Annotated in this window: 20 protein-coding genes; all 20 read right to left on the bottom strand. The window is 41.0% G+C overall.

From position 1 onward, the window contains the following. Positions 1 to 8: 8 nt before the first annotated feature. The 20 genes from dnaK to rplX all read right to left on the bottom strand — a co-directional run bounded on the left by dnaK (position 9) and on the right by rplX (position 13,491). Positions 9 to 1,925: a molecular chaperone DnaK gene (dnaK, locus tag M1D52_RS22580; RefSeq protein ID WP_013665031.1), complete on the bottom strand. Its 1,917-nt coding sequence runs from the start codon at positions 1,923 to 1,925 to the stop codon at positions 9 to 11. A 241-nt stretch (positions 1,926 to 2,166) separates the two neighbouring features. After that, complete coding sequence (locus tag M1D52_RS22585; RefSeq protein ID WP_437393647.1) at positions 2,167 to 3,366, bottom strand: class I SAM-dependent methyltransferase; 1,200 nt, start codon at positions 3,364 to 3,366, stop codon at positions 2,167 to 2,169. 101 nt (positions 3,367 to 3,467) lie between these two features. Continuing rightward, positions 3,468 to 4,067: a 50S ribosomal protein L17 gene (rplQ, locus tag M1D52_RS22590; RefSeq protein WP_013665029.1), complete on the bottom strand. Its 600-nt coding sequence runs from the start codon at positions 4,065 to 4,067 to the stop codon at positions 3,468 to 3,470. Between the two features lie 186 nt (positions 4,068 to 4,253). Next, positions 4,254 to 5,246 carry a DNA-directed RNA polymerase subunit alpha gene (locus M1D52_RS22595; RefSeq protein ID WP_013665028.1) on the bottom strand — a complete coding sequence of 331 codons (993 nt, stop codon included), beginning with the start codon at positions 5,244 to 5,246 and terminating at the stop codon, positions 4,254 to 4,256. Positions 5,247 to 5,329: 83 nt separating this feature from the next. Continuing rightward, entirely contained in the window at positions 5,330 to 5,938 is a 609-nt protein-coding gene (gene rpsD / locus M1D52_RS22600; RefSeq protein WP_130854401.1) for a 30S ribosomal protein S4, read from the bottom strand. Positions 5,939 to 6,004: 66 nt separating this feature from the next. Beyond that, positions 6,005 to 6,394, bottom strand: a complete 390-nt coding sequence (gene rpsK, locus M1D52_RS22605; RefSeq protein WP_013665026.1) for a 30S ribosomal protein S11 — start codon at positions 6,392 to 6,394, stop codon at positions 6,005 to 6,007. A 16-nt stretch (positions 6,395 to 6,410) separates the two neighbouring features. Further along, positions 6,411 to 6,788, bottom strand: coding sequence for a 30S ribosomal protein S13 (gene rpsM, locus M1D52_RS22610; RefSeq protein WP_130854402.1), 378 nt, complete (start codon positions 6,786 to 6,788; stop codon positions 6,411 to 6,413). A 93-nt stretch (positions 6,789 to 6,881) separates the two neighbouring features. Beyond that, positions 6,882 to 6,998: a type B 50S ribosomal protein L36 gene (gene ykgO / locus M1D52_RS22615; protein ID WP_013665024.1), complete on the bottom strand. Its 117-nt coding sequence runs from the start codon at positions 6,996 to 6,998 to the stop codon at positions 6,882 to 6,884. 144 nt (positions 6,999 to 7,142) lie between these two features. Further along, positions 7,143 to 7,361: a translation initiation factor IF-1 gene (gene infA / locus M1D52_RS22620; RefSeq protein ID WP_013665023.1), complete on the bottom strand. Its 219-nt coding sequence runs from the start codon at positions 7,359 to 7,361 to the stop codon at positions 7,143 to 7,145. Positions 7,362 to 7,435: 74 nt separating this feature from the next. After that, positions 7,436 to 8,221, bottom strand: a complete 786-nt coding sequence (gene map, locus M1D52_RS22625) for a type I methionyl aminopeptidase (protein WP_437393648.1) — start codon at positions 8,219 to 8,221, stop codon at positions 7,436 to 7,438. Positions 8,222 to 8,229: 8 nt separating this feature from the next. Continuing rightward, a complete protein-coding gene (gene secY / locus M1D52_RS22630) occupies positions 8,230 to 9,561 on the bottom strand; it encodes a preprotein translocase subunit SecY (RefSeq protein ID WP_437361765.1) in 1,332 nt (443 codons plus the stop codon). Positions 9,562 to 9,565: 4 nt separating this feature from the next. After that, positions 9,566 to 10,012, bottom strand: coding sequence for a 50S ribosomal protein L15 (gene rplO / locus M1D52_RS22635; protein ID WP_013665020.1), 447 nt, complete (start codon positions 10,010 to 10,012; stop codon positions 9,566 to 9,568). A gap of 135 nt (positions 10,013 to 10,147) precedes the next feature. Then, a complete protein-coding gene (rpmD, locus tag M1D52_RS22640) occupies positions 10,148 to 10,327 on the bottom strand; it encodes a 50S ribosomal protein L30 (RefSeq protein WP_041388049.1) in 180 nt (59 codons plus the stop codon). 4 nt (positions 10,328 to 10,331) lie between these two features. Then, on the bottom strand, positions 10,332 to 10,850 hold the full coding sequence (gene rpsE / locus M1D52_RS22645; RefSeq protein WP_013665018.1) for a 30S ribosomal protein S5: 519 nt from the start codon (positions 10,848 to 10,850) through the stop codon (positions 10,332 to 10,334). Positions 10,851 to 10,863: 13 nt separating this feature from the next. Continuing rightward, positions 10,864 to 11,217 (bottom strand): 50S ribosomal protein L18, encoded by a 354-nt coding sequence (rplR, locus tag M1D52_RS22650; protein WP_437393649.1) that lies wholly within the window; start codon positions 11,215 to 11,217, stop codon positions 10,864 to 10,866. A 5-nt stretch (positions 11,218 to 11,222) separates the two neighbouring features. After that, the gene (rplF, locus tag M1D52_RS22655; protein WP_013665016.1) at positions 11,223 to 11,777 is read right to left on the bottom strand and encodes a 50S ribosomal protein L6; all 555 of its coding nucleotides are present in this window, start codon (positions 11,775 to 11,777) and stop codon (positions 11,223 to 11,225) included. A gap of 18 nt (positions 11,778 to 11,795) precedes the next feature. Next, positions 11,796 to 12,194: a 30S ribosomal protein S8 gene (gene rpsH / locus M1D52_RS22660; protein ID WP_013665015.1), complete on the bottom strand. Its 399-nt coding sequence runs from the start codon at positions 12,192 to 12,194 to the stop codon at positions 11,796 to 11,798. Positions 12,195 to 12,336: 142 nt separating this feature from the next. Next, positions 12,337 to 12,606, bottom strand: a complete 270-nt coding sequence (rpsN, locus tag M1D52_RS22665; RefSeq protein ID WP_013665014.1) for a 30S ribosomal protein S14 — start codon at positions 12,604 to 12,606, stop codon at positions 12,337 to 12,339. Next, entirely contained in the window at positions 12,599 to 13,165 is a 567-nt protein-coding gene (rplE, locus tag M1D52_RS22670; RefSeq protein ID WP_013665013.1) for a 50S ribosomal protein L5, read from the bottom strand. Before rplE ends, rpsN begins: the two co-directional genes overlap by 8 nt. Then, positions 13,165 to 13,491 (bottom strand): 50S ribosomal protein L24, encoded by a 327-nt coding sequence (rplX, locus tag M1D52_RS22675; protein WP_013665012.1) that lies wholly within the window; start codon positions 13,489 to 13,491, stop codon positions 13,165 to 13,167. The genes rplE and rplX overlap by 1 nt, the downstream gene beginning before the upstream one ends.

A 13,491-nucleotide genomic window follows, 5' to 3' on the forward strand; every position in this document is an offset into this window, starting at 1 on the left:
AAAAAAACTTATTTTTTATCATCATCTTTTACTTCCTCAAAATCTACATCAGTTACTTCATCTCCGGTATTGCCAGGCTGTTGTGCTTCTCCCTGAGGGGCACCCTGAGCACCGGCTTCCTGAGAAGCTTTGTACATTTCTTCAGAAGCTGCATTCCAAGATGCTTGCAATTCTGTTTGCGCAGTTTCCAAGGCCGCGAAATCTTTAGCAGCGTAAGCCTCTTTTAATTTGGCCAAACCGCTTTCGATCGGTGCTTTCTTGTCGGCACTGATTTTATCGCCATACTCTTTCAACTGTTTCTCTGTGGAGAAAATAAGCGCATCTGCTGCATTTAGCTTATCCACTTCTTCTTTGGCTTTTCTATCTGCGTCAGCATTCGCTTCTGCATCGGCCTTCATTTTCTTGATTTCCTCATCACTTAAGCCTGAAGAAGCTTCGATACGGATTTTTTGTTCTTTCCCGGTTGCTTTATCTTTCGCGGATACGTGTAAAATACCGTTTGCATCAATATCGAATGTTACTTCAATTTGTGGCACACCACGAGGTGCTGCCGGAATTCCATCTAAGTGGAAACGACCAATCGTACGGTTCTGTGCCGCCATAGGACGTTCACCTTGCAAAATATGAATCTCTACCGAGGGCTGGTTATCCGAAGCCGTGGAGAACACTTCCGATTTTTTAGTTGGGATCGTTGTATTTGCTTCAATCAGCTTAGTCATTACACCTCCCATGGTTTCAATACCCAATGACAAAGGCGTTACGTCTAATAGCAATACATCTTTCACTTCACCAGTTAATACACCGCCTTGAATAGCTGCCCCTAAAGCAACCACCTCATCCGGGTTAACCCCTTTAGAAGGCTCCTTACCGAAGAAGCTCTTCACTGCTTCTTGTATAGCCGGAATACGAGTAGAACCACCTACCAGAATAATTTCATCGATTTCACTGGTTGAAAGACCGGCATTTTTCAAGGCTGATCTACAAGGATCGATGGTACGTTTGATTAAGTCTGAAGCCAAAGACTCGAATTTAGCACGGCTTAAGTTACGCACCAAGTGCTTTGGCCCGGTTGCATCAGCCGTGATATATGGTAAATTGATTTCGGTAGAAGATGTGCTGGAAAGTTCGATCTTTGCTTTCTCTGCAGCTTCTTTCAAGCGTTGCAAAGCCATGGCATCTTTACTTAAATCCAATCCACCATTATCGCTCTTAAATTCTTCGACTAACCAATCAATAATTACTTGATCGAAGTCGTCCCCCCCTAGATGGGTATCACCGTCTGTAGATTTCACTTCAAATACACCATCACCTAACTCAAGAACGGAAACGTCATGCGTACCACCACCACAGTCGAACACAACAATCTTCATGTCCTTGTGCGCCTTATCCAAACCATAAGCTAAGGCAGCGGCTGTAGGCTCATTAATGATACGTTTAACATTTAACCCGGCGATTTCGCCTGCTTCTTTAGTAGCCTGGCGTTCGGCATCGTTAAAGTAGGCTGGAACGGTAATAACGGCTTCTGTTACCTCCTGACCCAAAAAATCTTCTGCCGTCTTTTTCATCTTCTGCAAAATCATGGCAGAAAGCTCTTGTGGTGTGTATTTCCGATCACCAATTTCAACGCGAGGTGTATTATTGTCGCCTTTTACTACTTTATAAGGTACTCGGGCGGCTTCTTCGGTCACTTCATCAAAACGTCTACCCATAAAACGCTTAATGGAGTAAACAGTCTTTTGAGGATTGGTAATGGCCTGACGTTTAGCAGGATCTCCCACCTTACGTTCACCATTATCTACAAAACCTATGATAGAAGGTGTGGTACGTTTACCTTCATTGTTTGCTATAACTACCGGCTCATTACCTTCCATTACAGCGACGCAAGAGTTGGTAGTACCTAAGTCAATTCCAATAATTTTAGACATATCTTATTTGTTTATATTTACAATTTGCTGTTTTCTAATACAAATTATCAATGCCTGTGCCAAGTTCACGTTTACGACATAATGTCAGCCCGCTTGCCTTTCAGGCGAAGGCTCCTTTTTATGATACGAAAAAGTATAGCAGCGTTATGTGAAGCTATTCTTCAACAAAGCTACTGAATGATGCAAGCAGGGTCAACTTAGTTTTCGATAACCTAGTAAACAGCATCACAATGCGTATCAATTAGTTCTCCAATTGCAATAAAGACTCCAAATAGTGTTTCTCCAAACCAAAAAAAGCTTTTGTTTGGTTAATCTGCGATAGAACCTGCTTTCGGCGTTCTGCCGGTATGGATGATGTTTTACTGGCCACGATCAGCACATTTTTTGGTGTGTGTGCATCGGATATAAATTCGAGCACTTTGGTTTTATAGCCGTAATACTCCAGGAATAACGTCCTTAAAGCATCTGTCAACATTTCAGCCTGTCGTTCTAAAAAGATGCCAAATCGCGTAATAGGTTGAATTTCGGCAGTCATCACAGCCCTTTCCATTTGCCGTCTGACTTGTTTGTGACAGCAAGGCGCTACGACTATAAGCTTTGCGCCGGCCTTAATACCTTGATAGATTGCATCATCCGTCGCGGTATCGCAGGCATGTAAAGCCACTAACATATCCATGTTTGGCTCATCATACTCCACAATGGCACCTTGCTGAAACTTTAACAAAGGAAATGCAGCTTGTTGTGCAATGCGGTTACACAGGCTTACTAAATCTTCACGAAATTCAACACCTGTAACTTCCACTTCCTTCAATCCCAACACGTTGTGGAGGTAGTCATAGAGTGCAAAGGTCAAATAGCCTTTTCCCGACCCCATATCCACCACTTTCTTCAGGTTTTCCTTGCCTATATCCTGAATCAAAGGACGCAATAGCTCTATATAGTGATTAATTTGTTTAAATTTATCTTGGGCATTTTTATAGACTTGCCCGGTGGCGTCCGTAATTCTTAGCTCGTGCAAGTAGCTTTTGTTAGCCCCCGGCTTAATCAGTCGATGCTTTTCTTTATCGTGCGCCAAAGATGGCTGCTGTTTAATAGACGCCGTTTTAACCTGGAGTCTCTCCTGCCCACTTTGGTTACGCGTCCAATAAAAGTCATTATTTGTAGTAAATAAGGTAGCAGCATAAAATCCATGCTTCAGGTAGCCCTCAACTTGGGCGACACCTGTTTCAATATCCAAATTTTTAACCAGGTCGCGCCGACGGAAGCGATGGGTAAAGTTTAACTTGGGTTCGCGTTTCACCAGGATGAGCCTTACATGGATTTGTTTTAACTCATGCTCATCTCCCCGGTAATTTCCGAGCGACAATTTAACAAAGTTATCTTGCTGTAGGCTCGACTTCAACTGAAAAATGAATGTTTCGATCGATGTGGGATTTTCCATACAATTGCCTTTTTATAAAAGCTTCCGGTTGATTTTGCATATGCGATAAACAAAAAATCCCCTAAAAAGGGGATTTTCGATGATTCAATGCTATAAAGCAATTACTCGGCATCCTTTGCTTCTTCAGCGGAAGCTTCCGGTTCAGCTTTTGCCTTTGCTTTTTTCTGTTTAGGAGCCTCTTCAGCAGTTTCCTCTGCGGCAGGAGCTTCCTCAACAGGTGCAGCAGCTTCTTCAGCAGTAGCTACTACTTCTTGCTCATCAGCCTTTGCCGATGCCTTTTTCTTTGCACCACGACGACGAGTCGATTTCTTCTCAACCTTCGCACCACCGGTAGCGTATACTTCGTTGTAGTCGACCAATTCGATCAATGCTACTTCTGCATTGTCGCCTGGACGGTTTGCCAACTTGATAATACGTGTATAACCACCCGGACGATTAGCCACTTTCTCGGAAATCTCGCGGAACAGGATGGTTACTGCTTCTTTGTCTTTTACGTAGCTGAATACAGTACGACGAGAATGCGTAGTATCGCTCTTTGATTTAGTGATCAAAGGCTCTACATATGTACGAAGCGCCTTTGCTTTTGCTAAGGTAGTTACGATGCGCTTATGTTTGATAAGCGATACGGCCATGTTAGACAATAGGGCCTTACGATGGCTAGCTGTGCGGCCTAAGTGATTAATTTTTTTTCCGTGTCTCATTGTTCTTTGTTTTGTGCATACCGTTCTTAATTCAAAAGTCAAAAGCCAAAATTAAAAAACCATTACAGCTCATCTTTCATCCGGCACAAAGCGTACCTTTTTAATTTTTACCGTCCTACCGGAGGCAAGCTTTTACTTTTTACTTCACAAGAGGAATTATGCAACAGGTCGCTTAATTATTCCTATTTATTCTTCATCCAGTTTGTATTTCGACAAATTCATACCGAAGGACAAACCTTTAGATTTTACAAGTTCTTGAATCTCTGTAAGAGATTTTTTACCGAAGTTTCTAAACTTAAGCATATCAGCTACATCATAAGAAACCAACTCGGCTAAGCTACGGATGTCAGCAGCTTTTAAACAATTTAATGCACGTACAGAAAGATCTAAGTCAACCAATTCAGTTTTCAAGATCTTACGCATATGCAAGATTTCCTCATCCACCTCTTTTGTCTCCTCCTTCGTTTGAGATTCCAATAGAATGTTCTCATCCGAGAATAACATAAAGTGATGAATTAAGATTTTAGCAGCTTCTTTCAATGCATCTTCCGGATGGATTGAACCATCAGTAGAAATATCCAATAAAAGCTTCTCGTAATCTGTTTTCTGCTCTACACGGAAGTTCTCGATCGTATATTTCACATTCTTGATCGGTGTATAGATAGAGTCAATTGCGATAACCCCTACTGCTGCATCGGCAACTTTATTCTCTTCAGCATTGACATAACCACGGCCTTTGTTTACGGTTAACTCTACTTCCAAAGTTACAGAGCTCTCCATATTACAAATAACCAAGTCAGGATTGAGTACAGTAAAGTTGTTAGAATGACTGGTAATATCTCCAGCTTTAAATTGATCTTGACCGTTGATTACAACAAAAATCTTTTCTGAATCTCCTGATTCTCCTGTTTTCTTAAAACGTACCTGTTTAAGATTCAGGATAATCTCAGTCACATCCTCTACTACCCCAGTGATGGTAGAAAATTCATGTGAGACACCGGAGAAACGAACAGAAGTAATTGCATAACCTTCTAATGAAGATAACAAAATACGGCGTAGAGCATTACCTATGGTTACACCGAAACCCGGCTCTAACGGTCGAAATTCAAACGTTCCGTCAAAATCCGTGGATTTTTGCATAATAACTTTATCCGGTTTCTGAAATGCTAAGATTGCCATTTATTTCTAATTAATTGTTTGATTGAAATGATTGCAAGCAAACAAGTACCCGAAATGAACCGGATACTGGTTTGCTGTATAAACTATTTAGAATACAACTCAACGATTAGCTGTTCCTTGATATTTTCAGGAATCTCATCGCGGTTAGGATAATTCAAGAACTTACCTGTAAGTCCGTTAGCATCCCATTCTAACCAGCTATATTTATTTTGTTTTCTACCGGCAACGGAATTCGCAACAGCTTCCAACGTTTTAGAACGCTCTCTAACAGCGATAACATCGCCGGGGCGTACGCTGTATGAAGGAATGTTGACTACCTGACCGTTTACGGTGATATGTTTGTGTCCTACTAATTGACGGGCTCCGGCACGTGTAGGTGCAATACCTAAACGAAAGACCGTATTATCTAAACGAGCCTCTAAGAATTTGAGCAAGTTCTCCCCTGTAATGCCTTCTTTTGAAGCAGCTTTATCGAAAAGGTTAGCGAACTGACGCTCTAATACACCATAGGTATATTTTGCTTTTTGTTTTTCTTGCAGCTGAATAGCGTATTCAGACTGTTTACCACGGCGTTTTGAAACTCCGTGCATACCCGGAGGGTAATTTTTACGCTCTAATGCTTTATCAGGACCAAAAATCGGTTCTCTGAATTTACGGGCTATTTTGGACTTAGGTCCGGTATATCTTGCCATTTTTTTTCTCTTTTAAAGTATCATCTAACCCAAGGCTAGAGAATCTTAGCTTTAAAAATCCGTTAATTAAACTCTTCTCCTTTTTGGTGGACGACAACCATTGTGCGGAAGTGGGGTAATATCTTTTATTGAAGTCACCTCAATACCCTGAGTTTGTAAAGTACGAATGGCAGACTCACGTCCGGCACCTGGTCCTTTTACAAAAACTTCAACTTTACGCAAGCCTAAATCATGCGCAACTTTACCACAATCGCTAGCAGCCTGTGAGGCAGCATAAGGGGTGTTCTTTTTCGAACCTTTGAAGCCCATTTTACCGGCAGACGACCAAGAAATTGTTTGACCTTGGTTGTTGGTAAGTGTTACAATGATATTGTTAAAGGTTGCATTGATATGAGCCTGACCAACAGGTTCAATCACCACAATACGCTTCTTGGTTACTTTTTTACTTTTAGCCATTGTATTGTATCAATTATTATTTAGTAGCTTTTTTCTTGTTAGCAACAGTCTTACGCTTTCCTTTACGGGTACGTGAGTTGTTCTTTGTACGTTGCCCACGAAGTGGTAAACCCTTACGATGACGTAAACCACGGTAACAGCCGATATCCATTAAACGCTTAATGTTTAGCTGTACCTCCGAACGCAAAGCACCTTCTACTTTTACACGATCGTTGATGATTGTACGAATTGCTGTTAACTGATCATCAGTCCATTCCTGTACCTTTGTATCCTCATCAATACCCGCTTCAGCTAAAATGCTCTTTGCGGTTGAAAGACCGATACCATAGATATAAGTAAGTCCGATTACTCCTCTTTTGTTTCTTGGTAAATCTATACCTGCTATCCTTGCCATATTTATTATTACGGTTAAAAGGCTTAAGGTTTAAGGTCTAAGCAATAAAGAAAACCTTTTGCCTTTTTCCTCACACCTATTTACCTCTAAATGTTATCCCTGACGTTGTTTAAACTTAGGATTCTTTTTGTTAATTACAAATACTTTTCCTTTACGGCGGATGATTTTACAATCAGCGCTACGTTTTTTGATAGATGCTCTAACTTTCATCTCTTATAATTATTCGTTATTATTCGTTTTGTTGACGGAATCTTTCTTTCGATGCCGTATTTATTATGTTCACCGAGAACAATCGTTTAAAACCTACAGATCACAAGCGAACAAAGGGCGCATCAATTGCCTGTTCTGTTCTCCTTATTTATACCGATATGTTATTCTACCTTTTGTTAAATCGTAAGGAGACATCTCTAACTTTACCCTATCCCCCGGCAATATCTTAATGTAATGCATCCGCATCTTGCCGGATATATGTGCGATAATCTCGTGTCCATTTTCCAACTCTACACGAAACATAGCATTCGATAATGCTTCTTTAATGACGCCGTCTTGTTCAATAGAGGCTTGTTTAGCCATATGTTATTGATTATTATGTATTTATAAACCCTGCACAAACAGGGATGCAAAGTTAAAAATAAAAATGCTGATTATCAACCTTTTTTGTTTAAAACTTCTTCAATGTATGAAAAGGTGGTTAAAACATCGGCTTTGCCTTTACTTACTGCTACGGTATGCTCAAAATGAGCCGATGGTTTTTCATCAATTGTACTGACGGTCCAACCATCCTCCCAAAAACGAACGCCGGCTTTCCCTAAATTGATCATAGGCTCGATCGCGATGACCATTCCCCGCTCCAACTTCGTTCCCTTGCCGCGCTGTCCATAATTTGGCACTTCCGGTTTCTCATGAAGGTGGATCCCCACCCCATGGCCAACCAACTCCTTTACGATTCCATAGCCGTAAGTACGCACATGCTCCTGTACAGCAAAGGAAATATCGCCTACCCGCTTTCCCACAACTGCCTGTTCTACGCCTTTATCCAAACTCTCCTTCGTTACACGCAAGAGTTGCTCTACCTCTGTAGATACGGCTCCCACGGAAAACGTATAAGCTGAATCACTGATGTAACCATTCAAAACCACACCGCCATCGACACTGATGATATCTCCCTCTTTCAATTCATAACTCCCGGGGAAACCATGAACAATCTGGTCGTTTACTGAAATGCAAAGCGAATAGGGGAATCCGTTATAGTTGAGAAAAGCGGGAGTTCCGCCATGGTCCTGAATAAATGTAAATGCTAATTTATCCAAGTCAATGGTTTTTACTCCCGGTTCTATTTCTTTTGCTATTTCCGCCAGTGTTCTGGAAAGTACATCGGCACTTTTGCGGATCTGTTCGATATCTTCGTCTGACTTATAAATCAATTTCGACATGCTCGCCTCTATATTGTTGGATCTGCTACACCACTTGCTACAGCAGTACGACCCTTAACGCGACCGGTTTTCATCAAACCGTCATAGTGGCGCATGAGCAAATGACTTTCTATCTGTTGAAGTGTATCAAGCACTACTCCTACTAAAATCAGTAAAGAGGTACCTCCGTAAAAATGTGCAAATTGACTGTTAACGCCTAATAAACTAGCAATCGCGGGCAATATTGCAATGATTGCTAAGAAAATCGATCCCGGCAATGTGATTTTGGATATGACACTATCAATATAACCACTGGTAGCCAAACCGGGTTTTACCCCTGGAATGAAACCTCCATTTTTCTTCATGTCATCCGACATCTGCTGAGGGTTCACCATAATAGCTGTATAGAAAAACGTAAAGGCAATAATTAAAATCGCAAACGTTACATTATACGCTACGGAAGTAAAGTTACTCAATGAAGTCAAAAACGATGATTGAAGATTCGGAAAAAATTGGGCCAACGTAGTGGGTATAAACATAATTGCTTGCGCAAAGATGATGGGCATTACACCGGCTGAGTTCACTTTTAATGGTATGTATTGCCGTACCCCCCCGTATTGCTTGTTACCAACAATTTTCTTGGCGTACTGTACCGGGATCTTACGGACACCTTGTACGATAAGGATCGTAAACACCACCACAAAGAACAAAGCTGCTATCTCAACAATGAAGGGAATTAAGCCACCATGACCATCCATGCGTGAAGCCCATTCACTCAACATACCGCTCGGCAATTGTGCAATGATACCCACCATGATGATCAAAGAAATACCGTTCCCGATACCTTTATCAGTAATCTTCTCCCCTAACCACATCACAAACATGGTTCCTGCGGTTAAAATGAAGGTACCAACAAGCGTAAAGAACGGTTCATCCATCGTTTTGGCTTCCGGGCTAATCTGCGACCTTAAATAAGCTACGGCTTGAACAAGGGTAATAGCAAGGGTCAAGTAACGGGTTATCTGTGTCATCTTCTTCCGTCCACTTTCGCCTTCTTTTTGTAGTTTCTGAAAATACGGAACGGCAATACCTAAGAGCTGCACCACGATGGATGCAGAGATGTAAGGCATTACCCCTAACGCAAATATTGCCGAACGGGAGAAAGACCCACCGGCAAACATATTAAGTAAACCCAATATACCATCCTTCGCTTCCTGGTGGAGCGACTGCGGATTAACACCGGGTAATACGATATGAGAACCTACACGGTAAATCAAAAGAAATAGAAGCGTATTTAAAATACGCGTTCTTAAGTCTTCGATCTTCCATATATTGGTTAAGGTTGTGATTAGCTTCTTCATTTAATTAAAGTTTTACGATCGAACCGCCTGCAGCTTCAATTTGCTTTTGCGCAGTAGCAGAGAATGCATGTGCTTTAACTTCTAATTTTGCTTTAAGTTCCCCGCGGCCGAGTATTTTAACAAGGTCTTTTTTCGATACCAAGCCGTGTTCTCTCAGCGACTCAAAATCAATACTTGTTAAATTATACTTCTCTGCCAAACCTTGCAATACATCTAGGTTGATACCTATATATTCTACACGGTTAGGATTCTTAAAACCAACTTTAGGAAGCCTACGTTGAAGCGGCATTTGCCCACCTTCAAACCCGATTTTTGTACTGGTTCCGGAACGTGACCCGGCACCTTTATGTCCACGTGTTGATGTTCCACCACGGCCTGAACCTGTACCACGACCAATACGTTTTCTACTCTTAACTGAACCTGCAGCAGGTTTTAAATTTGATAAGTTCATGATTAATACAAACTTCTATGTTTCCCTTCGCTTTCACTAATCAGGGAGAACGGTTAAAACGATAAAATTACCTAAAAATTGTCATCCTTTCCACCAAAAGGGAAAAGGACGACAATCTATAAAAATAATTTTAAATTATAAACTCTCAACGGCAACTAAATGGTTAACTTTTCTAACCATCCCAATAATCGCTGGGGTAGCCTCAACCTCTACAGACTTATTGATCTTGGTTAAACCAAGAGCCTGCATGGTTCTTTTCTGGCGCTCGCTTCTGTCGATTACGCTTTTAATCTGTGTGATTTTTATCTTCGCCATTTGCTTATCCATTAAATACTTTATTTAGATCAACACCGCGGTTTTGAGCTACTGTATAAGCATCACGCATTTTTGTCAACGCATCGATTGTCGCTTTCACCACGTTATGAGGGTTTGAAGAACCGGTTGATTTTGCCAATACGTCGGTGATACCGGCACTTTCCAAAACGGCACGCATCGCACCGCCTGCTAGTACTCCTGTACCGTGAACCGCTGGCTTAATCAAAACGGAACCACCGGAATATTTACCCAATTGCGCATGAGGAACTGTTCCTTTGATTACAGGAACTTTGACCAAGTTCTTTTTAGCGTCATCAACACCTTTGGCGATGGCTTCGGTAACCTCTTTCGCTTTACCTAAACCATAACCTACTACACCGTTCTCATCCCCTACTACCACAATAGCCGAGAAACTAAACGTACGACCACCTTTAGTCACTTTAGCAACACGTTGAATACTAACCAAACGGTCTTTTAGTTCGATTTCGCTTGATTTTACTCGTTTAATATTATTTACTGACATCTCTCTGTTTTAATTAAAAGTCTAAACCGCCTTCACGAGCACCTTCGGCCAACGACTTAACGCGGCCGTGGTATAAATACCCGTTACGGTCAAAAACTACTTGGTTAATTCCTGCTGCTTTAGCTTTCTCGGCAATTAATTTACCGACAGCTTTAGACTGCTCAGATTTCGTGCCACTTGCACTGAAATCTTTTGATGAAGAGGATGCGGAAACTAAGGTTTTACCAGTAACATCATCGATAACCTGTGCATAGATTCCTTTATTGCTTCTATATACAGAAAGACGAGGACGCTCTGCAGAACCGGATAAGTGTTTTCTGATCCCTTTTTTAATTCGCTCTCTGCGAGATAATTTACTTCCTGCCATGATGATTATTTTTTAGCTGATTTACCTGCTTTTCTTCTTAATACTTCACCAGCAAACTTGATACCCTTACCTTTGTATGGCTCAGGTGCACGTAACGAACGGATTTTCGCTGCTACTTGACCAATCAATTGCTTATCGATAGATTCTAACGTGATTGTCGGGTTTTTTCCCTTTTCAGCCGTAGTAGTTACCTTTACTTCTTTAGGTAATACCATAACGATATGGTGAGAATAACCTAAAATTAGGTCTAAGGTACTTCCTTGATGACTTGCGCGGTAACCTACACCCACTAGCTCCTGGGTGGTTTTGTATCCTTCGGTAACACCAATCACCATGTTATTGATCAAGGCTCTGTATAAACCGTGCAATGACTTGTGATTTTTGCTATCTGTAGGACGTTTGATTACAATATTACCGTTCTCTTGTGATACAGTGATCGCTGAATCAACTTGCTGTGTTAATTCACCTTTTGGCCCTTTGACAGTTACCAGGTTCTTTTCAGAAACAGTAACGGTAACACCAGCAGGGATCGCAATAGGTGCTTTTCCAATTCTTGACATCGTGTGTTTTCCTCCTGATTAATAAACGTAACATAAAACTTCACCACCAATGTTTAGGTTCTTTGCTTCCTTATCGGTCATGACTCCTTTTGAAGTCGATAAGATGGCAATCCCTAATCCATTTAATACACGTGGCATAGTTTCCACACCTGCATACTTTCTTAAACCTGGTTTACTCACACGTGTCAAAGTGCGAATAGCAGGAACTTTGGTTATCGGATGATATTTCAAGGCAATCTTAATCGACCCTTGAACGTTTTTCTCCTCAAACTTGTAGTTCGCGATGTAACCTTTGTCAAAAAGAACTTTAGTGATTTCCTTTTTTAGGTTTGATGCAGGAATTTCAACAACCCTGTGGTTGGCCTTAATGGCATTCCTTACTCGTGTAAGGTAATCTGCTATTGAATCTGTATTCATTTGTTAAAAATTTGATAGTGGTTTCCATTGCCCCCATGGCCCCAGACCTGCTATCGGTTAATAGTATTATAAGTAATAAGTTATAAGTTGTACGTAGTAAGTTTTAAGGCCTTGCTAACGTATAACTTATAACTTAAAAAAACTACCAAGAAGCTTTTTTCACTCCCGGGATCTTACCAGCTAGGGCCATTTCACGGAAAGTAACCCGTGAAATACCAAACTGACGCATATACCCCTTAGGACGTCCTGTTAATTTGCAACGGTTGTGCAAGCGGACAGGAGAAGCATTTTTTGGTAATTTATCTAATGCTGCATAATCACCTTCTGCTTTTAAAGCAGCACGCTTCTCAGCGTATTTGGCAACCAATCTGGCACGTTTAACTTCACGTGCTTTAATTCCTTCTTTAGCCATTAGTAGTATTTTGATTTTTGAATGGTAAACCGAACTGTTTAAGTAATTCCAGCGCTTCAACGTCTGTGTTTGCCGTTGTTACAAAAGTAATATCCATACCCATAATTTTATTGATCTTGTCAATATTGATTTCAGGGAAGATAATTTGCTCTGTTACACCCAGGGTATAGTTACCACGGCCGTCAAACCCTTTATCGTTAATACCTTTAAAGTCGCGGATACGTGGTAAAGCGACAGCGATTAGACGATCCAGGAATTCATACATTTTGCTATCGCGTAAAGTTACATGCACACCAACCGGCATACCCTTACGCAATTTAAAGTTTGAAATATCCTTTTTCGATTTTGCTGCTACAGCCTGTTGTCCTGTGATGGTGGTCATTTCGTTGACAGCCGTTTCAATTAACTTCTTGTCGGTGGTAGCGCCACCTACTCCTTGGTTAACTGAAATCTTCACCAACTTAGGAACCTGCATAACGCTTTTATACTGAAACTTCTCTTTCAGTGCGCTGCGAATCTCTTCTTTATATTTTGCTTTTAATCTTGGTACGTAAGTCATTACTTAATCTCCTCCCCTGATTTTTTAGCCACACGAACTAACTTTCCTTCGCTATTTTTCTGACGGCCTACACGGGTAATTTTACCCGACTTAGGGTCGATCAATGCCAAGTTAGAAATGTGAATTGGTGCTTCCTTTTTAATAATACCACCGTTAGGGTTGGCTGCATTAGGTTTTGTATGTTTAGATACTAAATTAGCACCTTCAACAACTGCACGATTCTTATCGATAATTACTTCCAAAACCTTACCCTGTGTTCCTTTAGAATCACCGGCAATAACCTGTACCAAATCGCCTTTACGGATTTTTAATTTAATCTTTCCCAT

The organism is Olivibacter sp. SA151, assembly GCF_054130995.1.

Coding starts and splice junctions, on each gene's coding strand:
- rpsD (WP_130854401.1), bottom strand. CDS start 5,938: ATGGCAAGATATACCGGACCTAAGTCCAAAATAGCCCGTAAATTCAGA.
- rpmD (WP_041388049.1), bottom strand. CDS start 10,327: ATGGCGAAGATAAAAATCACACAGATTAAAAGCGTAATCGACAGAAGC.
- map (WP_437393648.1), bottom strand. CDS start 8,221: ATGTCGAAATTGATTTATAAGTCAGACGAAGATATCGAACAGATCCGC.
- rplR (WP_437393649.1), bottom strand. CDS start 11,217: ATGGCAGGAAGTAAATTATCTCGCAGAGAGCGAATTAAAAAAGGGATC.
- rplX (WP_013665012.1), bottom strand. CDS start 13,491: ATGGGAAAGATTAAATTAAAAATCCGTAAAGGCGATTTGGTACAGGTT.
- secY (WP_437361765.1), bottom strand. CDS start 9,561: ATGAAGAAGCTAATCACAACCTTAACCAATATATGGAAGATCGAAGAC.
- ykgO (WP_013665024.1), bottom strand. CDS start 6,998: ATGAAAGTTAGAGCATCTATCAAAAAACGTAGCGCTGATTGTAAAATC.
- infA (WP_013665023.1), bottom strand. CDS start 7,361: ATGGCTAAACAAGCCTCTATTGAACAAGACGGCGTCATTAAAGAAGCA.
- rpsN (WP_013665014.1), bottom strand. CDS start 12,606: ATGGCTAAAGAAGGAATTAAAGCACGTGAAGTTAAACGTGCCAGATTG.
- rplF (WP_013665016.1), bottom strand. CDS start 11,777: ATGTCAAGAATTGGAAAAGCACCTATTGCGATCCCTGCTGGTGTTACC.
- rplE (WP_013665013.1), bottom strand. CDS start 13,165: ATGACTTACGTACCAAGATTAAAAGCAAAATATAAAGAAGAGATTCGC.
- dnaK (WP_013665031.1), bottom strand. CDS start 1,925: ATGTCTAAAATTATTGGAATTGACTTAGGTACTACCAACTCTTGCGTC.
- M1D52_RS22595 (WP_013665028.1), bottom strand. CDS start 5,246: ATGGCAATCTTAGCATTTCAGAAACCGGATAAAGTTATTATGCAAAAA.
- rplQ (WP_013665029.1), bottom strand. CDS start 4,067: ATGAGACACGGAAAAAAAATTAATCACTTAGGCCGCACAGCTAGCCAT.
- rpsH (WP_013665015.1), bottom strand. CDS start 12,194: ATGAATACAGATTCAATAGCAGATTACCTTACACGAGTAAGGAATGCC.
- rpsK (WP_013665026.1), bottom strand. CDS start 6,394: ATGGCTAAAAGTAAAAAAGTAACCAAGAAGCGTATTGTGGTGATTGAA.
- rplO (WP_013665020.1), bottom strand. CDS start 10,012: ATGAACTTATCAAATTTAAAACCTGCTGCAGGTTCAGTTAAGAGTAGA.
- rpsM (WP_130854402.1), bottom strand. CDS start 6,788: ATGGCAAGGATAGCAGGTATAGATTTACCAAGAAACAAAAGAGGAGTA.
- rpsE (WP_013665018.1), bottom strand. CDS start 10,850: ATGTCAGTAAATAATATTAAACGAGTAAAATCAAGCGAAATCGAACTA.
- M1D52_RS22585 (WP_437393647.1), bottom strand. CDS start 3,366: ATGGAAAATCCCACATCGATCGAAACATTCATTTTTCAGTTGAAGTCG.